This window comes from Pseudomonas sp. P1_C12 (assembly GCF_056406435.1).
In genome coordinates this window covers 25220-44540 of record NZ_JBFUAE010000025.1, presented here as the reverse complement: position 1 = coordinate 44540, position 19321 = coordinate 25220, and the positions used below count along the sequence as shown (strand labels likewise).

The window sequence follows — 19321 nt, the reverse complement described above, 5'->3', positions numbered from 1 at the left end:
GGTTAGGATTCTAGCCCGGTGCAGGTCAGTTTCGTTGCGCAAGGTGTATTGGACGGACGCTTACAAACATAATGCCGATCATGCCTCCAGAATCATTTTCCAGCCCACAAAAAAACCCACTGACCGTCGCCGGTTCAGTGGGCTTTTTTTGATCCGGTCTCTAATTACAGAGCCATATCACTCGCAGCATTAGCCTTCGGAGCCTTCACAGCAGTATCGACAGTCACTGGCTTCACAGCCGGCGCGATCACCGCTGGTGGCGGAGTCAGCTGCAGCACCTTGGCGGTGTAGGCCCACTCTTCTGCAACTTTCTCAGGGCTGTTGTTCAGCTGAGTGCCGTAGCTCGGTACGATCTGGTGCAGCTTGGCCTGCCACTCAGGGGTCGCGACCTTGTCCTTGAACACTTTCTGCAGCACGCTCAGCATGATCGGTGCGGCAGTCGAAGCGCCTGGGGAGGCGCCCAGCAGGCCGGCGATGCTGCCGTCTTGCGATGCGACGATTTCGGTGCCCAGTTTCAGCACGCCACCGGCGGCTTCATCACGCTTGATGATCTGCACGCGCTGGCCGGCTTGCCACAGGCGCCAGTCTTCAGCCTTGGCGTTCGGGAAGTATTCTTTCAGGGCGTTCATGCGGTCTTCATCCGACAGCATAAGCTGGCCTGCCAGGTACTCGACCAGCGGGTATTCCTTGATGCCGACCTTGGTCATTGGCCACACGTTGTGGGTGGTCGTGGTGGTCAGCAGGTCCAGGTACGAACCTTCTTTCAGGAACTTGGTGCTGAAGGTCGCGAATGGGCCAAACAGGATCACGCGCTTGCCGTCCAGCACGCGGGTGTCCAGGTGTGGAACCGACATCGGCGGTGCGCCCACCGAAGCCTTGCCGTAGGCCTTGGCCAGGTGTTGTTCGGCGATGGTCGGGTTCTCGGTCACCAGGAACGAGCCGCCTACCGGGAAGCCAGCGTATTCCTTGGCTTCAGGAATGCCGGACTTCTGCAGCAGGTGCAGGGCACCGCCGCCGGCGCCGATGAACACGAACTTGGCGTCGGTTTCGGTCTTGCTGCCGTCTTTGAGGTTCTTGTAGCTGACGCGCCAGCTGCCGTCTTCGTTCTTGGTGATGTCCTGCACTTCGCTGGACAGTTTCAAGTCGAATTTCGGCGTGGTTTGCAGGTGTGCAACGAACTGACGTGTGATTTCGCCGAAGTTCATGTCAGTGCCGAGCGGGCTCCAGGTGGCCGCGATCTTCTGGTTCGGGTCACGCCCTTCCATCATCAGCGGCACCCACTGCTTGATCACAGCCGGGTCTTCGGAATACTGCATGCCGGCGAACAGCGGGCTCGCTTGCAGGGCTTCGTAGCGCTTTTTCAGGAACTTGATGTTGTCATCGCCCCACACGAAGCTCATGTGCGGGGTGGAGTTGATGAACGAACGCGGGTTCTTCAGCACGCCTTGCTGAACCTGCCAGGCCCAGAACTGACGGGAGATCTGGAAGGCCTCGTTGATTTCAACGGCCTTCGGGATCGAAACCTTGCCGTTCTCGTCTTCCGGGGTGTAGTTCAGCTCGGCCAGGGCGGAGTGACCGGTACCGGCGTTGTTCCAGCCGTTGGAGCTTTCCTGGGCGACGCCGTCGAGGCGCTCGACCATTTCCATCGACATGCCAGGTTCCAGCTCATTGAGCCAGACACCCAGGGTCGCGCTCATGATGCCGCCGCCGATCAGCAGCACATCGACTTTCTTGGCCTCTTGCGCGTGGACGGATGACATCCCCATCGACAAAGCCAGCCCCAGCAGGGCCGTGTTCACTTTTTTAAACATCTGTAGCACCTATGATAAAACGCCATCCGCCCTTCCATCCTCATGCGCACAGCCCCATGTTTCACGGCAGTCACGGGGGCGGCACTCAAGGATTGCAGGGTGGGCACACAAGGCCGATGAACCGCATCGACCCCACTTTAATGTCCCTTCTGAACTGACTTTTTATCGTTATTGGCTTCAGCTACTTGAGCGACAGTGATTCCGTCGGCACGTCTTGCGGACATGCAAACTGAATAGGTCAAACCAAGTTGGCGCGCAGAATATCACGACAAGGCTTACCCGCGCGTCTGTTCCCGACCGGTTAGTCCGGGCCCGGGCGCCCGGCATTCTATACTCATCCTGTTTTTCTCACCGAGTGTGTGAGCAACAGCCATGAGTGATAGGAACAGCCATGAGCGAAAGGAGCAGTCATGAGCGACAAAGACGATCTGCGCAAGTACTCCTCTCAAGTGATCGACGGCGTGGAAGCCGCACCGGCACGTGCCATGCTGCGGGCCGTGGGCTTTACCGATGCAGACTTCCAGAAGCCGCAGGTCGGCATCGCCTCGACCTGGGCCATGGTCACGCCCTGCAACATGCACATCGACAAGCTGGCGCTCGAAGCCGAAAAAGGCGCGAATGCCGCCGGTGCCAAGGGCGTGATCTTCAACACCATCACCATTTCCGACGGCATCGCCAACGGCACCGAAGGCATGAAGTATTCGCTGGTGTCCCGCGAGGTGATCGCCGACTCCATTGAAGTGGTGGCCGGTTGCGAGGGTTTCGACGGCCTGGTGACCATCGGCGGCTGCGACAAGAACATGCCGGGCTGCCTGATCGGCATGGCACGGCTCAATCGCCCGTCGATCTTTGTCTATGGCGGCACCATCCAGCCGGGCGCCGGCCACACCGACATCATTTCCGTGTTCGAGGCCGTGGGGCAGCACGCGCGGGGCGATATCAGCGAGATTCAGGTCAAGCAGATCGAGGAAGTGGCGATTCCCGGCCCCGGTTCCTGTGGCGGCATGTACACCGCCAACACCATGGCCTCGGCCATCGAAGCCTTGGGCATGAGCCTGCCCGGTTCCAGCTCTCAGGAGGCCATTGGTGGCGACAAGGCATCGGACAGCTTCCGCGCCGGCCAGCAGGTCATGGAGTTGCTCAAGCTCGACCTCAAGCCTCGCGACATCATGACCCGTAAAGCCTTCGAGAATGCCATTCGTGTGGTGATCGCCCTCGCCGGCTCGACCAACGCCGTGCTGCATCTGCTGGCCATGGCCAACGCGGTGGATGTGGAACTGACCCTGGATGACTTCGCCGAGCTGGGCAAGATTTCCCCGGTGGTCGCCGACCTACGCCCCAGCGGCCAATACATGATGAGCGAGCTGGTGGCCATCGGCGGCATTCAACCACTGATGAAACGCATGCTCGATGCCGGCATGCTGCACGGCGATGTGCTGACCGTCACCGGCCAGACCCTGGCGGAGAACCTGGCAAACGTGCCCGATTACCCCGCCGGCCAGGACGTGATCCGGCCTTTCGACCAGCCGATCAAAAAGGATTCCCATCTCGTCATTCTGCGCGGCAACCTCTCGCCCGGCGGCGCCGTGGCCAAGATCACCGGCAAGGAAGGCCTGCGCTTCGAAGGTACGGCCCGGGTCTATCACGGCGAGGAAGGTGCGCTGGCCGGCATTCTCAATGGCGAAGTGCAGCCCGGCGAAGTGATCGTGATCCGCTATGAAGGCCCCAAGGGCGGACCGGGCATGCGCGAAATGCTCTCGCCGACGTCGGCGGTCATGGGCAAGGGCCTGGGCAAGGAGGTGGCGCTGATCACCGATGGCCGTTTCTCCGGCGGCTCCCACGGTTTCGTGGTCGGTCACATCACGCCGGAAGCCTTTGAGGGCGGGCCGATTGCGTTGGTCGAGAATGGCGACAGAATCATCATTGATGCTGAGACACGGCAGATTACCGTTGACGTGTCTGTCGCGGACCTGGCCGAGCGCAAGAGCCGTTGGGTTCGCCCGGAATCGAAATACAAGCGCGGGGTGCTGGCCAAGTATGCGAAGACGGTGTCCAGTGCTTCGGAGGGGGCTGTGACTGATAAGTATCTTTAGGGGGCTGGTCCTGCGTTGTCTGGGATATTGCCATCGCGAGCAAGCTCGCTCCCACAGTGAATCAGGTGTACGCAACATTTGTGTACAACCCCAATCCCTGTGGGAGCGAGCTTGCTCGCGATGGCGTCCTGTCAGGCAACCTCTACCTCAACAGCTACCCCGCCGAAGCCGTCTACCCAATCACCTTGCGGTCGTCATCGCTTGTTTTTGCACCATGCCGCGCAGGGACACCAGCAACAGAGTGGCAAACGCACCGACCACCGCGACGGCCATGTCCTTTTGCGAGTCCCAGGGGTCGTTTTGCGCGCCGACGAAGGCATTCGCCGTGTCATTGCCCAGGAAGGCACCGCCGATCCACTCCACCAGTTCATACACAGCGGACGTCGACAGCATGACGTTCAGCGTCACGAAAAACAGCCAGAACCCGCGCAACGGCGTCAGGCGCCACAACACTTCGCGCACCGGATAGACCAGCAGCAGCCCGTAGCTGAAATGCACCAGTCGGTCGTAGTGATTGCGGTGAATACCGGACGCTTGGTCGAAACTGAAGCCCAACCACGCCGAAGACCAGTGTTCATAAGGCACCAGGGAATAGGTGTAGTGAGCGCCCAATTCATGCACGCACAGAAACGCAAACACCAGCGTGATGGACGTCGCAGACAAGCGAAACCAGCGAGAAACCGTCACCAGCGTCCCCACCAGCAACAGCACCAGCAGGTTTTCCAGCGCCCAGTCCACCCGGCTGCGGGGAGAAAAACCCGACACCACGACAATCAGCAGAAATACCACGAGCAATGTCAGGTCGTGCCGTAAACGTTGGTTAGGCTGCATGACTGCAATACCTCGAAGTCAGGACATCGCCCTTTTAGCTTCGAGGCAAGGGTGCCAGGCAAGTTCGCTTTTTTCCTCCAATGCATGATAGGTTGTACGATGACTGACGAATTATCGTCCAGTCGTCGCGCTATCCCTACAACAACAAGGAAACACTCATGAAAAAAGCAAAAGTGCTGATCGGTTTTCTGTGCCTGTTCAGCGGCTACGTCGCCGCCACCCCCGCTGCCGCGGACAAGGACGTGGCCCAGGCGGTCGACCACCTGACCCAGGCCATGTTGCACAAAGACATCCCGGAACTGAACGCCTTGACCGCCGAGAACCTGACCTACGGGCATTCCAGCGGCAAGATCCAGGACAAGCAGGCCTTCATCGCCGACATCGAAACCGGCAAAAGCGCGTTCAAGACCCTGGAGATGCAGAACCAGACCATAACCGTCTCGGGCGATGTCGCGCTGGTCCGTCACCACTTCTCGGCGCAAGCGCTCAAAGGTACTGAAGTGGTACCAACCGAAATCGAAAACTTCCAGATCTGGCAAAAGCAGGACGGTAAATGGCTGCTGGTAGGACGACAGGCGTTCAAGTTCTGATGAATTCGTAAGCCACCAACATAACCTGTAGGAGCGAGCCTGCTCGCGATGACGGTAGTCCATTCAACATCAATGTCGAATGGCTTGACGCTATCGCGAGCAGGCTCGCTCCTACAGGGGTTTTCGGGTGAATCAACTACCTTTCCACTCCCGCGGGCTCAGCCCGGTCTTGCGCCGAAACGCCCGGGCCAGCGCCGAGGGGCTTTCGTAACCGACCTCCTCGGCAATCAGCGCAATCGGCCGGCCCTCGCGCAGGCGTTTCTGCGCCAGGCTGATGCGCCAGCTCACCAGGTAATCCACCGGCGTCTGCCCGACCACCTGGCGAAAGTGCTCGGCGAAACTGGCCCGCGACATGTTGGCGGCGACCGAAAGTTCGGCCACGCTCCAGGCCTTGGCCGGGGTTTCGTGCATCAGGCTCAGGGGCCGCGCCAGGCGCGCATCGGCAAGGCCGGCCATCATGCCCGGCTGCTGGCCAGTGGTGCTCAGGATGTGCCGCAATAACAGAATCACCAGCAGCTCGAACAGGCGATCCATCACCGCTTCGCGTCCGCACGTACCGTCAAACGCCTCGTTGAACAGCCATTCCAGAGTCCCGGCCAGGGTCGGAATTTCATCGAGCTTGAGCACCAGGTAATCCGGCAGCGCCGCCGCCAGGGCATTGCCCGCACCGCCGTCGAAATCCAGGGTCGCGCACACCAGTTGCGTGCCGGACGCTTCAGACGCGAACAGGCGATGTCGATAGGGCCGGGGGAAAAAGATCAGGGTCGGTTCGCTCATCTGCAGATCCGGCTGATCGCCCATCTTGAGCAACAGTTCACCGGCCTGAAGCAGGTGCAGATGGCCGCTGGCCTGTTGGCCGTCGTAGGCGGCGGTGCCGCAAAATGTGCCGCTGTGAAAGGTGCCGGCATTGACGCCGAAGTGCGTGAGCAACGTGGACAAGCGATCCATGACAAAGCTCCCGAAGGCAGTTTTGGACGATCTGTCGCATATCCTCGACGATTTGCATCCAAAAAGCCAAGTACTCTCCCTAACATCAGCTCCGTACCCAGCGCATTCCGCGCCTCACACCACGGAGTATCACCATGACCCGCATTGCCCCGATCAGCCTGGAACACGCCACCGACGCCACCCGCCCGCTGCTGGAAGGCGTGCAGAAGAAAATCGGTTTTCTGCCCAACCTGTTCAAGGTACTGGCCCACGCCCCGGCGGTACTGGCCTCGTACCTGCAAAACTCGGCCGCACTGGGCAAGACGTCCTTGAGCGCCACGGAAAAAGAAGCGGTGTTCCTCGCCACCTCGCAGGTCAACGGCTGTGACTACTGCCTGGCGGCCCACACGCTGTTTGCCGGCAAGGCCGGGCTATCAGGTCAGGACATCCTCAGTGCGCGTCAGGGTGAACTCAACGCCTATGCCACCCTTGCCCGCCAGGTCACCGAAAGCCGTGGCCACCTGACGGTCGAACAGATCGCCACTGCGCGTGCCGCCGGTATCGACGACGGCAAGATCATCGAAGTGATCGCCCACGTGGCTTCGCAGACGTTGACCAACTACCTGAACAACACAGCGCTGACCGACATCGACTTCCCGGCCATCGACGCTTGAATGACTTGAACGACGGAGTACTCACCATGAACACCGTGACCTTGTACACCACCGACACCTGCCCTTACTGCCGCAACGCCAAGGCCTTGCTGGCGAGCAAAGGCGTGGCGATGCAGGAGATCAATATTCAGCGCGAGCCAGGCAAATTCGAGGAAATGCTCAGCCGCAGCAACCGCCGCAGCGTGCCGCAGATTTTCATCGGCGACACGCACATCGGCGGCTTCGACGACCTGGCCAAACTGGATCATCAGGGTGGGTTGATGTCGATGCTGGCCTGAGTTAGTCAGGTATTGGTTTTCCACCTGGTCCACTGCAAGACACTGTGGGAGCAAGCTTGCTCCTACAGGGATTGCTCAATCATCCTCATGCAACTTGATGCCGCGTTTATGCAACACATGGGGCACCACCAGCACCAGCAGCGTCAGGGCGAGGAAGAACGCCGAGATCGGTTGCGTGACGAACACCGTCCAGTCGCCCTGGCCGATGGACAAGGCGTTGCGCAGTTGTTTCTCGGCCATCGGCCCCAGCAGCATGCCGACGATCACCGGGGCGACGGGGAAGTCGAAACGGCGCATCAGCACCCCGCCCCAGCCAATCGCCAACATCAGGATCAGGTCGAAGGATGAGTGGCGCATGCCGTACACGCCGATGGTGGCGAATACCAGGATGCCGGCGTTCAGGTACGGCCGGGGGATTTGCAGCAGTTTGACCCACAGCCCCACCAGCGGCAGGTTCAACACCAGCAGGATCACGTTGCCGATGTACAGCGAGGCCACCAGCGTCCAGACCAGGTCGGCGGAGGTTTCGAACAGCATCGGCCCCGGTTGCAGGTTGTAGTTCTGGAACGCCGCCAGCAGGATCGCAGCGGTGGCGGACGTCGGGATGCCCAGGGTCAGCAACGGCACCAGCGATCCGGTCGCGCTGGCATTATTGGCCGCTTCCGGGCCGGCGACGCCTTCGATGGCGCCCTCGCCCTTGTTGGCGGAAAACTCCTTGGGATACTTGCTGAGTTTGCGTTCGGTGGAATAGGACAAAAAGGTCGGAATCTCGGCGCCACCGGCCGGAATCGAACCAAACGGGAAACCGATCAGGGTGCCGCGCAACCAGGCGGGGACTGAGCGTTTCCAGTCGGCGCGAGTCATCCACAGCGAGGTCAGGCGATGCCGCCCTTCATTTGACTCCGTTTGATAGAGCAAGCTGTACAACGCCTCGCCCACCGCGAACAAACCGACCGCCACCAGCACCACCTCGATACCGTCCACCAGTTCGGGAACGCCCAACGTGTAGCGGGCAATACCCGAGGTCGAATCCAGCCCGATCAAACCGATGGTCAGCCCGACGCCCAGCGAGGCAAACCCGCGCAGCATCGAGGCGCCGAGCACCGCCGACACGGTTGTGAACGACAACACCAGGATCGCGAAATACTCGGTCGGGCCGAAATTCAGTGCCAGCCTGGCCACGATGGGCGCAAACAGCGTCAGCAAAATCGTGGCGATGGTGCCGGCGACGAACGAGCCGATCGCCGCCGTTGCCAGCGCAGGTCCGGCCCGGCCGTTGCGCGCCATCAGGTTGCCTTCCAGTGCCGTGACCATCGACGACGACTCGCCGGGGGTGTTGAGCAGAATCGAAGTGGTGGAACCGCCGAACTGCGCGCCGTAGTAGATACCGGCGAACATGATCAAGGCGCCGGTGGGGTCGACCTTGGCGGTGATCGGCAACAACAGGGCCACTGTCAACGCCGGACCGATCCCCGGCAGCACGCCGATGGCGGTGCCGAGCAGGCAGCCGATGAACCCCCACATCAGATTGATCGGCGTCAACGCCGCGGCAAAACCCATCGCCAGGCTTGAAAGAATGTCCACGGTGTCGATCTCCTTTCAAAGCCAAATGTTGATCAGCGACGGCAGGGAAACCCCGAGCCCGGCGTTGAACAGCCAGTAGATCGGCAGGGTCAAGGCAATGCCGATGGCCAGGTCCCGCACGGGATGACGGCTGCCAAAACCCCGCGCCGAACAGGCAAACAGCAACCCGGCGGCCAGCACAAACCCGATCAGGTTGATCAGCACCGCCACCCCGACAAGACCCGCGGTCACCCAGGCCGCACCGGCTTTTCCACCCGGCACCGTCGGGGTGTCGTTATCCAGCTCGCGAAAGCCGCCACTGATGGCCTGATACCCCAGCAGCAGCCCCACTGCGCCCAGAAACCCTGCCACGACATAGGGATAAACGTACGCCGGGAGGATGACAAAACCCATTTCAGGCGGAAAACGGTAGGCGCCAATCGCCAGCACGACGCTGATGGCGATCAGGCCGATGCCGACGGCCAATTGCGTCGGCACCACTGCGCGCAGTGTGGCCATTTCAAATCAGCCCGACCTTGACCAGCATGGCGTGCAACCGCACGTGTTCTTCCGCGACGAATTTGCCGAACTCATCGCCGGTCAGCACACTGGGCGTCCAGGCGTTGGTCTGGATATTGTCCTGCCAGACCTTGCTGTTGGTGGCGGCCACGACCGCGTCGATCACTTCCTTGCGCTGCTGCGGGGTGAGACCCGCTGCACCGTAAACGCCGCGCCAGTTGCCGATCGTCACGTCATAGCCGCTCTCCTTGAGGGTCGGTGCATCAATGCCGGGAACGCGCTCCGGCGCGCCGATGGCCAGGACACGGAACTGGCCGGTCTTGATGTATTGGCCCAGCTCGGCGTAACCGCCGGTGATCACCTTGAGCTGCCCGCCCAGCGCCTGGGCAACCACCTCGCCACCGCCACCAAAGGCCACGTAATTCACCTTGTTGACCGGCACGTCCAGCTTGCCCGCCAGCTCGGCGATGCCGATGTGATCCACCGAGCCCTTGGAACCGCCACCCCAGGTGATGCTCGTCGGATTGGCCTTGAAGGCCTTGATCAGGTCATCGAGGGTCTTGAACTCGGACTCCTTGCGCACGGCGATCACGTTGTACTCGGTGAACAGCCGGGCAATGGGCGTCACATCCTTCAGGCTGATCTGCGGTTTGTTCTGTTCGATGCCCGCGACCATGATCGCCCCGACCACCAACAAGGCGTTCGGGTCACCCTTGGTGCTGTTGGCAAATTGCGCCAGGCCCAGGGTCCCGCCGGCCCCGCCCTTGTTCTCGAAAGTGACGGCCTTGGCCGTATTGGCTTCGACCATGGCCTTGCCCAGCACCCTGGCGGTCTGGTCGTAACCACCGCCCACCGAGCCCGGGGCCATGAATTTCACGGTATCCAGCGCGAAGGCGGGTGCGACCAGCACGGCAGCGGTCAAACCAGCGGCCACGCAGCGACTGAAACGATGGATCAAAGCGGACATGGGCATCTCCTGATTGCATTGTTTTTATAGGTGCCGTTTGCCCATCGACGTACTCGATGAACATGGGCTTGCGAACAAGCTTAGGCCATGGATCCGTGGGTTGATTTGTTTTAAAGCGCTGCGACACCTTGTAGGAGCGAGCTTGCTCGCGATGGACGCTAACGATTACGCGTGCTGTCTGAATAAACACAGTGCCTTTACGTCCTTCGCGAGCAAGCTCGCTCCTACAAGGGTTTGCGGTGTTCCAACCTGCCTTTCATTACAACTTTGTCATCAAGCTGTTGGTCGGCTGTCCGGATCGCCTCGTTAACCTGAACTCACTGTCAGGCCAACCACCGGCAGCCACCCTGCCCTTGTAGAGAGAGATTCGTCATGAAAATGTTGATCCTTGGATTTGCCGCCCTGCTCGCCACCGGTTCGGCGTTTGCCGCTAACCAGCCCACCTCATCGATCATTCACGACAAAGACGGCTTCTATGTCCCGGTGGAGGTGGCCAAGGTCCTGTCGATGACCGACCTCAACGGCAAGTGCGGCATCGTGCCAGCGCAGTTCAACTACCTCGACCACCAGGGTCGCGAGCACCAGCTGGACTACCAGGTCCAGGGCGTGGGCTGCATTGGTGAGAACTGAGCGGATGCCTGCCGTCACCGCTGATCGGGCTACACTTGCGCCACTGATGCGCCCCCGTAGCCCGACCGAAACAGGCAGGTCCCGATGAACATCCTCGTAGTCGAAGACGAACCCAAGGCCGGCAATTACCTGCTCAACGGCCTGCAGGAACTCGGATACACCGTGAGCCTGGCGCGGGACGGCGTCGACGGCTTGCACCTGGCCCTGGAACACGATTTCGATGTGATCGTGCTGGACGTCATGATGCCGAAGATGGATGGCTGGGAAGTCCTGCGTCGCTTGCGCAAGGAAGCCGACACACCGGTGCTGTTCCTCACCGCCCGGGATGACATCGCCGACCGCATCAAAGGCCTCGAACTGGGCGCCGACGATTACCTGATCAAACCGTTTTCCTTCGCCGAACTGGTGGCACGCCTGCGCACCCTGACCCGGCGTGGCCCTACCCGGGAAGAAGAACACCTGCACGTCGACGACCTGCAGATCGACGTGCTCAAGCGCCGCGTCAGCCGCGCCGGCAACCGCATCACCCTGACCAACAAGGAATTTGCCCTGCTGCACCTGTTCGCCAGCCATCAGGGCGAAGTGTTGTCACGCTCGATGATCGCCTCGCGAGTCTGGGACATGAATTTCGACAGCGACACCAATGTCGTCGATGTCGCCGTGCGCCGCCTGCGCCTGAAAATCGATGATCCGTTCCCGCTCAAGTTGATCCACAGCGTGCGCGGCATCGGCTACCGCTTCGACACTCAACCCTGAATGCCCCCATGAATGCCATGACGCCGCTGCAATCCGCCTCCCGTCTCAGCCACTCCCTGACCCTGCGTCTGGCGCTGGTGTTTGCCCTGCTGGCGTTTGTCTCGCTGGCGCTGCTGGGTGTCGCGCTGTACCGCGACCTGGAGCGCGAGTTGATCCGTCGCGACGACATTGCCCTGATCACTCGCATCGACCAGTTGCGCACCTTCCTCAACGACAGCAACACCCTGGACCTGATCAAGGCCAAGCCGGCGCTGTTCCAGAACATGATGGGCAACCGCGAGGCCCTGCTGACCATCGGCACCCCGGGCCAACCGCCGTTGCTGGTGGTCAACCCGGGCAACCTGACAATGCCGGTGCTGACCCCGGTGGCCATGGATCATCGGCTGACCCTGGACGACGTGCAGCATTTGCCCAACGTCAATGGCGTGCCGTTTTCCGCCCTGGCAGCGACCATCGACTCCGGTGACCTGGGCAGCCTGCAAGTGGTGACCGGGCGCTTGATGACCGAACGCACCGCCGTGCTCGCCGACTACCGGCTCAATGTGTACCTGTTCGCCAGCGTCGCGGCGATTCTGCTGGCGCTGTCCGGTTATGTGCTGGTGCATCGTGGCCTGTTGCCCGTGCGGCGCCTGGCCCGCCACACCCAGAGCATCGACGTCGGCAACCTCAACGAACGCCTCGACAGCCAGGGCGCGCCGCTGGAACTGTTGCCGATGATCGACGCCTTCAACGCCATGCTCGACCGGCTGGACAAAGGCTTCATACAACTGGGCCAGGTGTCGACCGACATGGCCCACGAGCTGCGCACGCCGATCAACAACCTGCTCGGCGAAACCCAGGTGGCCTTGCAGCAGAACCGCAGCACCGACGCCTATCAGCAGCTGTTGGCCTCGAATGTCGAAGAGCTTGAACGCCTGGCGCGCATGCTCGACAACATGCTGTTTCTGGCCCGCACCGATCCGCGCAGTGCCTTGCGCCAGCGTCAGGAGCTGGATGCCGCCGACGAAATGCAACGCATGGCCGACTATTTCGAAGGCCCGGCAACCGACGTTGGCATCTGCATCAATGCCCGGGGCAGCGGCCTGATCTGGGCCGAGCCCATGTTGCTGCGTCGTGCATTGGCCAACCTGTGCGCCAACGCCATCAAGTACGGCGCGCCGCATTCCGAGCTGTGCATCCACGCCAGCCCGACCGCCGACGGCATCCAGGTACAAGTGCGCAACCACGGCCCGACCATCCCGGCCCGGCATCTGTCACGGCTGTTCGAACGCTTCTACCGGGTCGATGAGTCCCGCGAACGCTCGGCCCAATCCAATGGCCTGGGCCTGTCGATCGTGGCGACGATCATGCAACTGCACAACGGTGCCTGCCACGTCAGCAGTGCCGACGGCATCACCTGCTTCGAACTGTTTTTCCCGGCGCGGCAACAGCATGAGTAACGCCTGAGCGAAAACCACCCGGGGCACTTGCGACAAAACAATGCTCGAGGGCGCGTGTCATGACCTAACCTCATTGGCTAAGTGACTAACAACCCGTCGAGCACGCCGATGTGCAATGTACTGAGGTCAATGATTTACGTCGCCTTCGCGCTTCTGACGGCCAGCCCGGGATGGCTGTTGGCGGCGTCCGACACCCTTGCCCCCGCCCCCGCAGCCCCGATCATCAGCATCTCCGACAGCGAATTACTGGGGGTGCAAAACCAGCTGAACAGCCTCAAGCAGCAGGTTTCCCAGGCCAGCAATTACACCCAGCTGGAAAGCTCACAGGACTTGGTGCAAGTACTCATTCAGGATATTGAACGCCTGTCCACATCGCTGCTGCCCGGGCAGGCGCAGTTGCAGGCGCAACTCAACGTGCTGGGGCCAGTGCTGCTCGACGAGAACGCACTGGTGACGTCGGCGATTACAACCCAACGAGACACCCTCAGCGAGCAAAAAAACAAGATCGATAGCCAACTCAAAACCCTGGCCGCGCTGAAAATAAGTGCCGCCGAGCTGATCACCCAGATTGGCAGTATTCGGCGCAGCCTGCTGGAAGCGGAAGTGACCCAGCAGACCAGCAGTATCCTGAACCCGGGTTTCTGGTCGCCATTGTTCGATTTTCCGATCGAGGACCGCCAACGTTTCAGCGCTCTCATCGAGCAACTCGAGGTCACGCACCGGGCTGCCTGGCAACCCGGACAACGCGGGATCACGGCCGCCCTGCTGATCCTGGCGCTGGCCATCTGGACCGTGGGGCGAAAGCTCGCCGGCCGGGTTCTGGCATGGTTGTGCATCCATCGAATGCCTGAAGGCCGGTTGCGGCGCAGCTCCCTTGCGCTGGCATCGGTAATGGCGACGGTGCTGACCGCCGGCATCGCCCTGCAACTGCTGCATTTTGCCGGGACCCGCCAACTGCCCTACACCCCGCTGCTGGCCGACCTGGCGCAGTATCTGGAAAAGCTGGCCTATACCTGCGTGCTGATCACCGGATTGAGTCGCGCACTGTTGTCGACCAAACATCCCTCATGGCGCCTGCCCGATATTGCCGATCCGGTGGCGCTGGCGATGGAGCCCTATCCGAGGTTGCTGGCTAGCATGCTGCTGGTGCTGGTGACCCTGGTGCAGATGAGCAATGTCACCGGCATGAGCGCCGAAGTGGTGTTGTTCGGTCGGGGCATCGTGGCGTTGCTCGCGGCACTGGTGATCGGTGCGCTGCTGTTGCGCGTCAGCAAGACTCGCAGGGACCTGATAGTGGCCGGCGAGGCTCCCGAAGGCGTCACCACTTTCGCCGGCCTGATTTATGCGTTTACCGGCATTGCCGTGGTGGTGTCCCTGTTCGCCCTGGTGATCGGCTACGTGACGATGGCCCGCTTCATCACCTATGAATTGGTCTGGATATTCATCATCTTCGCCGGTTTCTACCTGCTCACACAGGTTTACCAGGACACCTGCGACTACGTTTTTTCGCCCCGGCAACCCGCCGGCAAGACCATCAAACAGCTGCTGGGCATCGGCAATCCGCGCCTGGAGCAGATCTGCACCGTGTTGTCCGGGGCAGGCCGCGCCATCCTCCTGCTGATCGGCATCATTGCCTTGTTTGTCGGCGGCGTGGGGACGACGCTCGGGCAACTGGTCACCGGCACCGTGGCCATACTCGGCGGCGAAGGGCTGCGCAAACTGAACATCGTCCCGGACAACCTGGTCAATGCCATCCTCGCCCTGGTGATCGGCATCTACCTGATTCGCTCATTACGGCGCTGGCTGGATAACGAGTTCCTGCCGAAAACCGAGATGGACCCGGGCATGTGCGCCTCGCTGAGCACCCTGTTTGCCAACATCGGCTACGTGTCCGTCGTCCTGCTCACGCTGGCGTCGCTGGGGATCAAGTGGACCAACCTGGCCTGGATCGTCAGTGCCCTGTCCGTGGGTATCGGCTTCGGCCTTCAGGAGATCGTGAAGAATTTCATCTCCGGCCTGATCCTGCTGACCGAGCGCCCGGTGAAAGTCGGCGACCTGATCAGTATCAGTGGCGTCGAAGGCGACATTCGCCGAATCAACGTGCGGGCCACGGAAATACAACTGGCCGACCGCTCGATCATGATCGTGCCCAACTCCCACCTGATTTCGCAGAACCTGCGCAACGTCACCCTCGGCGGCAGCGCCCAGGGCGTGGTGATACTCGAACTGATGTTCCCGTTGGATATCGATCCGGAGCTGGTGCAAAACCTGCTGATGGACACCTACACCGAGCATGAATCCATTCTGGATAAACCAGCGCCGTTTTTGCGCTTCAGTCAGCTGAAACCGGAAGGCATCACCTTGACCATCACCGGTTATGTCGGCAGCCCACGCACGGTCGGCGCGATCAAAAGCGAGCTGCTGTTCGAGATTCTCAAGCGGCTGGGTGCCGCGGGGATTGAACTGGCGAAACCGCCTGCCGTGTGATGCTCGTTCACACGGCAGGTGGTCGCTGGATCATGATGGACTCACTGACGGCAAATAAGTAACGTAACCGGCGCTGCTTTCGAACCTGGAAAATCGAATAGGGAGTTTGCATCGTGACCGAAGAGACAAAAACCAAAGGACCGGCTTCGTACTTCCCGTCAATCGAAAAAAAGTACGGTCAGCCGATCACCCATTGGCTGGATCTGCTTAAAACCGTCGGCGACAAGAAACACATGGAGATGGTGGCCTGGCTCAAAGCCGAACACGGCATGGGTCACGGCCACGCAAACGCGTTGGTTGCCTATCATTTGGCAGCCACCAAAAGCGCCTAGCCACGCGCAGTCGGTGGAGCCGGGTAAAAACCGGCTCCACCGTTAACCTTCTGTTGCCCTATCCTTTCATCCAAGCCATCACGCCGGACATCGACCATGTCAGCCCCCGAATCCACCCTCCTCGACAGTTGGCACCACAACGCCCAGGCCTGGATTGACGCCATCCGCAGCGGCACCATCGAAAGCCGCCTCAAGGTCACCGACCAGGCCATTCTGCTGGCGGTGCTGGGTCGTCAGCCCGTGCGTGTACTCGACCTGGGTTGCGGCGAAGGCTGGTTATTGCGCGCACTGGCTGAACGGGCCATTGACGCGGTGGGTGTGGATGGCGACGTGACGCTGGTGGAGGCGGCGCGAGCGGCGGGTTCGTCGAAGGTGCATGTGGCGAGCTATGAGGCGTTGGCCGAAGCGAAAGTCGATATTGGCCGCGACTACGACCTGATCTGCGCCAATTTTGCCCTGCTGCATCAGGACATCATCCCCCTGCTCGCCGCCATGAACGCCCTGCTCGCTCCGGGTGGCGCGCTGGTGATCCAGACGCTGCACCCGTGGGCTGCTGCGGCGGGTGACTATCAGGATGGCTGGCGGGAAGAGACCTTCGCCGGGTTCAAGGGCCAGTGGCAGCCCATGCCGTGGTATTTCCGTACCTTGTCCAGTTGGCTCAATGCGCTGGACATGGCGGGTTTTACGCTAGCCGGCTTGCAGGAGCCGCAGCACCCGCAAAGCCCTGTGCCACAGTCATTGCTATTGGTGGCCGAGCCGCGGCGGTGATTGATGCAAATCCTTCACGCAGGTGCTGACTACCATGCAATCCTGTGGGAGCGGGCTTGCCCGCGAAAAGGCCGGCACATTCAACATCAATGTCGCCTGACACACCGCCTTCGCGAGCAAGCTCGCTCCTACAGGTTCAACGGCTGTACGCAACATCTGCGAACCACTCAAATCATTGTGGGAGCGAGCTTGCTCGCGATGAGGCCAGTACATTCAAGATCAATGTCGCCTGACACTCCGCCATCGCGAGCAGGCTCGCTCCTACAGGGCTCAGCGGTGCACCCAATACAGCGTCAGGCCCACTCTTTACGCAGCTGGCGCGCCGCATTGACCATGTGCACCAGCGCCGCTTCGGTTTCCGGCCAGCCGCGGGTTTTCAGGCCGCAGTCCGGGTTGACCCACAGGCGGTCGGCGGGAATACGCTTGGCGGCCTTGCGCAGCAGGTTGGCCATTTCCGAGGAGTCCGGCACCCGTGGCGAGTGGATGTCATACACGCCCGGGCCGATTTCGTTGGGGTAAGCGAAGGCTTCGAACGCATCCAGCAGTTCCATGTCCGAGCGCGAGGTTTCGATGGTGATCACGTCGGCATCCATGGCGGCGATGGACTCGATCACATCATTGAATTCGCTGTAGCACATGTGGGTGTGGATCTGGGTTTCGTCACGCACGCCGCAGGCGCACAGGCGGAACACTTCGGTCGCCCAGTCCAGGTAGTGCTGCCACTGCGCCCGGCGCAACGGCAAGCCTTCGCGGAACGCGGCTTCGTCGATCTGCACGATCTTGATCCCGGCGGCTTCCAGGTCCACCACTTCGTCGCGAATCGCCAGGGCCAGTTGGCGGGCCTGCACTTCGCGGCTCACGTCTTCGCGCGGGAACGACCACATCAGCATGGTCACAGGACCGGTCAGCATGCCCTTCATCACTTTGTCGGTGAGGCCTTGGGCGTAGCGGATCCACTCCACGGTCATGGCGTGCGGACGGCTCAGGTCGCCGAAGATCACCGCCGGTTTCACACAGCGCGAACCGTAGCTCTGGACCCAACCGAAACGGGTGAACACATAGCCGTCGAGTTGCTCGGCGAAGTACTCGACCATGTCGTTACGCTCGGCTTCACCGTGCACCAGCACGTCCAGGCCCAGGTGTTCCTGCACTTGCACAGCGTGACGGATCTCGCTGTGCATCGCTTCGGTGTATTCGGCTTCGGTCAGCTTGCCTTGCTTGAACGACTGGCGAGCCAGACGGATCGACGCGGTTTGCGGGAACGAACCGATGGTGGTGGTCGGGAACAGCGGCAGGTTCAAACCGGCGCGTTGCTTCTCGATACGCTGGGCAAACAGCGAATGACGCTGGCTGTCCTTGGCGGTGATCGCGGCAACGCGTGCCTGCACGGCCGGTTTGTGGATGCGCGGCGACGCAGCACGGCTGGCCTGCACGGCACGGCTTCGAGTCAGCGCGTCAAGCACCTTCGGCGCTTCCGGTTCTTTCACCGCCTGAGCCAGCACCGCAACTTCTTCACACTTCTGCACGGCAAACGCCAGCCAGCTTTTCAGTTCGGCATCGAGCTTGTCTTCACGCCCCAGGTCAACCGGGCTGTGCAGCAGCGAGCAGGATGGCGCAACCCACAGGCGATCACCCAGACGCTCGTGAGCATACTGCAATGTGGCCAGGGCGTTTTCCAGGTCGCAGCGCCAGACGTTGCGGCCGTTGACCACGCCCAGCGACAGCACTTTGTAGGCCGGCAGACGGTCGAGGATGGTCGGGAACTGCTCAGGTGCGCGCACCAGATCGATGTGCAGACCGTCCACCGGCAGGTTGGCGGCCAGGCCCAGGTTCTCTTCCAGACCGCCGAAGTAAGTGGCGACCAGCTTCTTCAGCGGGTCGCGCTGAATCAGGTTGTAGGCGCGCTCAAAGGCGTTTTTCCAGTCCTGCGGCAGATCGAGGACCAGGATCGGCTCGTCGATTTGTACCCATTCAACGCCTTGTGCCGCGAGGCGCTGGAAGATTTGACCGTACAACGGCAGCAGACGATCCAGCAGCTCCAGCTTGTCGAATTCGGCGCCCTTGACCTTGCCCAGCCACAGGTAAGTCAACGGGCCGATGATCACCGGCTTGACGTGGTGCCCCAGTGCGCGGGCCTCTTCGACTTCTTCGAACAGCTGATCCCAGCCGAGCTGGAATTGTTGATCGGCGCTGAATTCAGGCACGAGGTAGTGATAGTTGGTGTCGAACCACTTGGTCATTTCCTGGGCATGCGCGCCGCCGCAGCAGCTGTCGCTCACACCGCGCGCCATGCCGAACAGGGTTTGCAGGCTGGCCTTGCCATCGTGTGGGCGGAAGCGCTCAGGGATCACACCGAACATCAGCGAGTGGGTCAGAACCTGGTCGTACCAGGCAAAGTCACCGACCGGCAACAGCTCGATCCCGGCCTTTTTCTGCAAGTCCCAGTGGGTCTTGCGCAGGTCGCGGCCCACGGTGCGCAGACCGGCTTCGTCGAGCTCGCCCTTCCAGAACGCCTCTTGAGCCTTTTTCAGTTCGCGGTCGCGACCAATGCGCGGAAATCCAAGGGAATGGGCCACAGCCATGTCAAATAACTCCAATGCGTTCAATGGGGCCATTGTCGACAGTGCCAACGAGTGAGACAAACTCATTTTAATCG

Annotated in this window: 17 protein-coding genes; 10 read left to right on the top strand and 7 right to left on the bottom strand. The window is 61.1% G+C overall.

Translation table 11 applies throughout. The annotated features are described in order from the left end of the window. Positions 1–164: 164 nt before the first annotated feature. Positions 165–1811 carry a malate dehydrogenase (quinone) gene (mqo, locus tag AC1D19_RS28120; RefSeq protein ID WP_477765305.1) on the bottom strand — a complete coding sequence of 549 codons (1647 nt, stop codon included), beginning with the start codon at positions 1809–1811 and terminating at the stop codon, positions 165–167. A gap of 410 nt (positions 1812–2221) precedes the next feature. Here mqo and ilvD point away from each other — a divergent pair, with 410 nt between their 5' ends. Further along, on the top strand, positions 2222–3904 hold the full coding sequence (gene ilvD, locus AC1D19_RS28115; RefSeq protein ID WP_477765304.1) for a dihydroxy-acid dehydratase: 1683 nt from the start codon (positions 2222–2224) through the stop codon (positions 3902–3904). 180 nt (positions 3905–4084) lie between these two features. Here ilvD and AC1D19_RS28110 read toward each other — a convergent pair whose 3' ends face one another. Beyond that, the gene (locus tag AC1D19_RS28110) at positions 4085–4735 is read right to left on the bottom strand and encodes a DUF2238 domain-containing protein (RefSeq protein WP_477765303.1); all 651 of its coding nucleotides are present in this window, start codon (positions 4733–4735) and stop codon (positions 4085–4087) included. A gap of 158 nt (positions 4736–4893) precedes the next feature. On the opposite strand from AC1D19_RS28110, the gene AC1D19_RS28105 reads away from it, so the two are divergent. Further along, a complete protein-coding gene (locus tag AC1D19_RS28105; protein WP_223515445.1) occupies positions 4894–5325 on the top strand; it encodes a nuclear transport factor 2 family protein in 432 nt (143 codons plus the stop codon). Between the two features lie 132 nt (positions 5326–5457). Here the strand turns inward: AC1D19_RS28105 and AC1D19_RS28100 are convergent, their stop codons facing one another. After that, positions 5458–6273, bottom strand: a complete 816-nt coding sequence (locus AC1D19_RS28100; protein ID WP_477765302.1) for a helix-turn-helix domain-containing protein — start codon at positions 6271–6273, stop codon at positions 5458–5460. A 134-nt stretch (positions 6274–6407) separates the two neighbouring features. Here AC1D19_RS28100 and AC1D19_RS28095 point away from each other — a divergent pair, with 134 nt between their 5' ends. Next, entirely contained in the window at positions 6408–6926 is a 519-nt protein-coding gene (locus AC1D19_RS28095; protein ID WP_477765301.1) for a carboxymuconolactone decarboxylase family protein, read from the top strand. A gap of 26 nt (positions 6927–6952) precedes the next feature. Next, positions 6953–7204 carry a glutaredoxin 3 gene (gene grxC, locus AC1D19_RS28090; RefSeq protein WP_477765300.1) on the top strand — a complete coding sequence of 84 codons (252 nt, stop codon included), beginning with the start codon at positions 6953–6955 and terminating at the stop codon, positions 7202–7204. Between the two features lie 75 nt (positions 7205–7279). On the opposite strand, the gene AC1D19_RS28085 is transcribed toward grxC, so the two are convergent. The 3 genes from AC1D19_RS28085 to AC1D19_RS28075 are packed head-to-tail and all read right to left on the bottom strand — an operon-like array spanning position 7280 to position 10253. Further along, a complete protein-coding gene (locus tag AC1D19_RS28085; RefSeq protein ID WP_477755624.1) occupies positions 7280–8788 on the bottom strand; it encodes a tripartite tricarboxylate transporter permease in 1509 nt (502 codons plus the stop codon). A gap of 15 nt (positions 8789–8803) precedes the next feature. Next, a complete protein-coding gene (locus tag AC1D19_RS28080; RefSeq protein ID WP_477755625.1) occupies positions 8804–9286 on the bottom strand; it encodes a tripartite tricarboxylate transporter TctB family protein in 483 nt (160 codons plus the stop codon). A gap of 1 nt (position 9287) precedes the next feature. Next, positions 9288–10253 carry a Bug family tripartite tricarboxylate transporter substrate binding protein gene (locus tag AC1D19_RS28075; protein ID WP_477765299.1) on the bottom strand — a complete coding sequence of 322 codons (966 nt, stop codon included), beginning with the start codon at positions 10251–10253 and terminating at the stop codon, positions 9288–9290. Between the two features lie 372 nt (positions 10254–10625). Between AC1D19_RS28075 and AC1D19_RS28070 the strand changes: the two genes are divergently transcribed. The 6 genes from AC1D19_RS28070 (at position 10626) to AC1D19_RS28045 (ending at position 16665) form a co-directional block, all read left to right on the top strand. Continuing rightward, positions 10626–10883 carry a DUF2790 domain-containing protein gene (locus AC1D19_RS28070; protein WP_477765298.1) on the top strand — a complete coding sequence of 86 codons (258 nt, stop codon included), beginning with the start codon at positions 10626–10628 and terminating at the stop codon, positions 10881–10883. Positions 10884–10967: 84 nt separating this feature from the next. Further along, complete coding sequence (locus AC1D19_RS28065; protein ID WP_477755628.1) at positions 10968–11639, top strand: heavy metal response regulator transcription factor; 672 nt, start codon at positions 10968–10970, stop codon at positions 11637–11639. An 8-nt stretch (positions 11640–11647) separates the two neighbouring features. Beyond that, positions 11648–13078 (top strand): heavy metal sensor histidine kinase, encoded by a 1431-nt coding sequence (locus AC1D19_RS28060; protein WP_477765297.1) that lies wholly within the window; start codon positions 11648–11650, stop codon positions 13076–13078. 108 nt (positions 13079–13186) lie between these two features. Next, entirely contained in the window at positions 13187–15565 is a 2379-nt protein-coding gene (locus AC1D19_RS28055; protein ID WP_477765296.1) for a DUF3772 domain-containing protein, read from the top strand. Between the two features lie 113 nt (positions 15566–15678). After that, positions 15679–15897: a DUF4287 domain-containing protein gene (locus AC1D19_RS28050; protein WP_477765295.1), complete on the top strand. Its 219-nt coding sequence runs from the start codon at positions 15679–15681 to the stop codon at positions 15895–15897. Positions 15898–15993: 96 nt separating this feature from the next. Continuing rightward, positions 15994–16665: a class I SAM-dependent methyltransferase gene (locus tag AC1D19_RS28045; RefSeq protein ID WP_477765294.1), complete on the top strand. Its 672-nt coding sequence runs from the start codon at positions 15994–15996 to the stop codon at positions 16663–16665. A 293-nt stretch (positions 16666–16958) separates the two neighbouring features. On the opposite strand, the gene metE is transcribed toward AC1D19_RS28045, so the two are convergent. Beyond that, complete coding sequence (metE, locus tag AC1D19_RS28040) at positions 16959–19247, bottom strand: 5-methyltetrahydropteroyltriglutamate--homocysteine S-methyltransferase (protein WP_477765293.1); 2289 nt, start codon at positions 19245–19247, stop codon at positions 16959–16961. Between the last annotated feature and the right edge of the window lie 74 nt (positions 19248–19321).

Excerpts from the sequence above, each read along its gene's own strand:
- mqo (WP_477765305.1), bottom strand. The coding sequence starts at position 1,811 with ATGTTTAAAAAAGTGAACACGGCCCTGCTGGGGCTGGCTTTGTCGATG.
- ilvD (WP_477765304.1), top strand. The coding sequence starts at position 2,222 with ATGAGCGACAAAGACGATCTGCGCAAGTACTCCTCTCAAGTGATCGAC.
- AC1D19_RS28110 (WP_477765303.1), bottom strand. The coding sequence starts at position 4,735 with ATGCAGCCTAACCAACGTTTACGGCACGACCTGACATTGCTCGTGGTA.
- AC1D19_RS28105 (WP_223515445.1), top strand. The coding sequence starts at position 4,894 with ATGAAAAAAGCAAAAGTGCTGATCGGTTTTCTGTGCCTGTTCAGCGGC.
- AC1D19_RS28100 (WP_477765302.1), bottom strand. The coding sequence starts at position 6,273 with ATGGATCGCTTGTCCACGTTGCTCACGCACTTCGGCGTCAATGCCGGC.
- AC1D19_RS28095 (WP_477765301.1), top strand. The coding sequence starts at position 6,408 with ATGACCCGCATTGCCCCGATCAGCCTGGAACACGCCACCGACGCCACC.
- grxC (WP_477765300.1), top strand. The coding sequence starts at position 6,953 with ATGAACACCGTGACCTTGTACACCACCGACACCTGCCCTTACTGCCGC.
- AC1D19_RS28080 (WP_477755625.1), bottom strand. The coding sequence starts at position 9,286 with ATGGCCACACTGCGCGCAGTGGTGCCGACGCAATTGGCCGTCGGCATC.
- AC1D19_RS28075 (WP_477765299.1), bottom strand. The coding sequence starts at position 10,253 with ATGTCCGCTTTGATCCATCGTTTCAGTCGCTGCGTGGCCGCTGGTTTG.
- AC1D19_RS28070 (WP_477765298.1), top strand. The coding sequence starts at position 10,626 with ATGAAAATGTTGATCCTTGGATTTGCCGCCCTGCTCGCCACCGGTTCG.
- AC1D19_RS28065 (WP_477755628.1), top strand. The coding sequence starts at position 10,968 with ATGAACATCCTCGTAGTCGAAGACGAACCCAAGGCCGGCAATTACCTG.
- AC1D19_RS28060 (WP_477765297.1), top strand. The coding sequence starts at position 11,648 with ATGAATGCCATGACGCCGCTGCAATCCGCCTCCCGTCTCAGCCACTCC.
- AC1D19_RS28055 (WP_477765296.1), top strand. The coding sequence starts at position 13,187 with ATGTGCAATGTACTGAGGTCAATGATTTACGTCGCCTTCGCGCTTCTG.
- AC1D19_RS28045 (WP_477765294.1), top strand. The coding sequence starts at position 15,994 with ATGTCAGCCCCCGAATCCACCCTCCTCGACAGTTGGCACCACAACGCC.
- metE (WP_477765293.1), bottom strand. The coding sequence starts at position 19,247 with ATGGCTGTGGCCCATTCCCTTGGATTTCCGCGCATTGGTCGCGACCGC.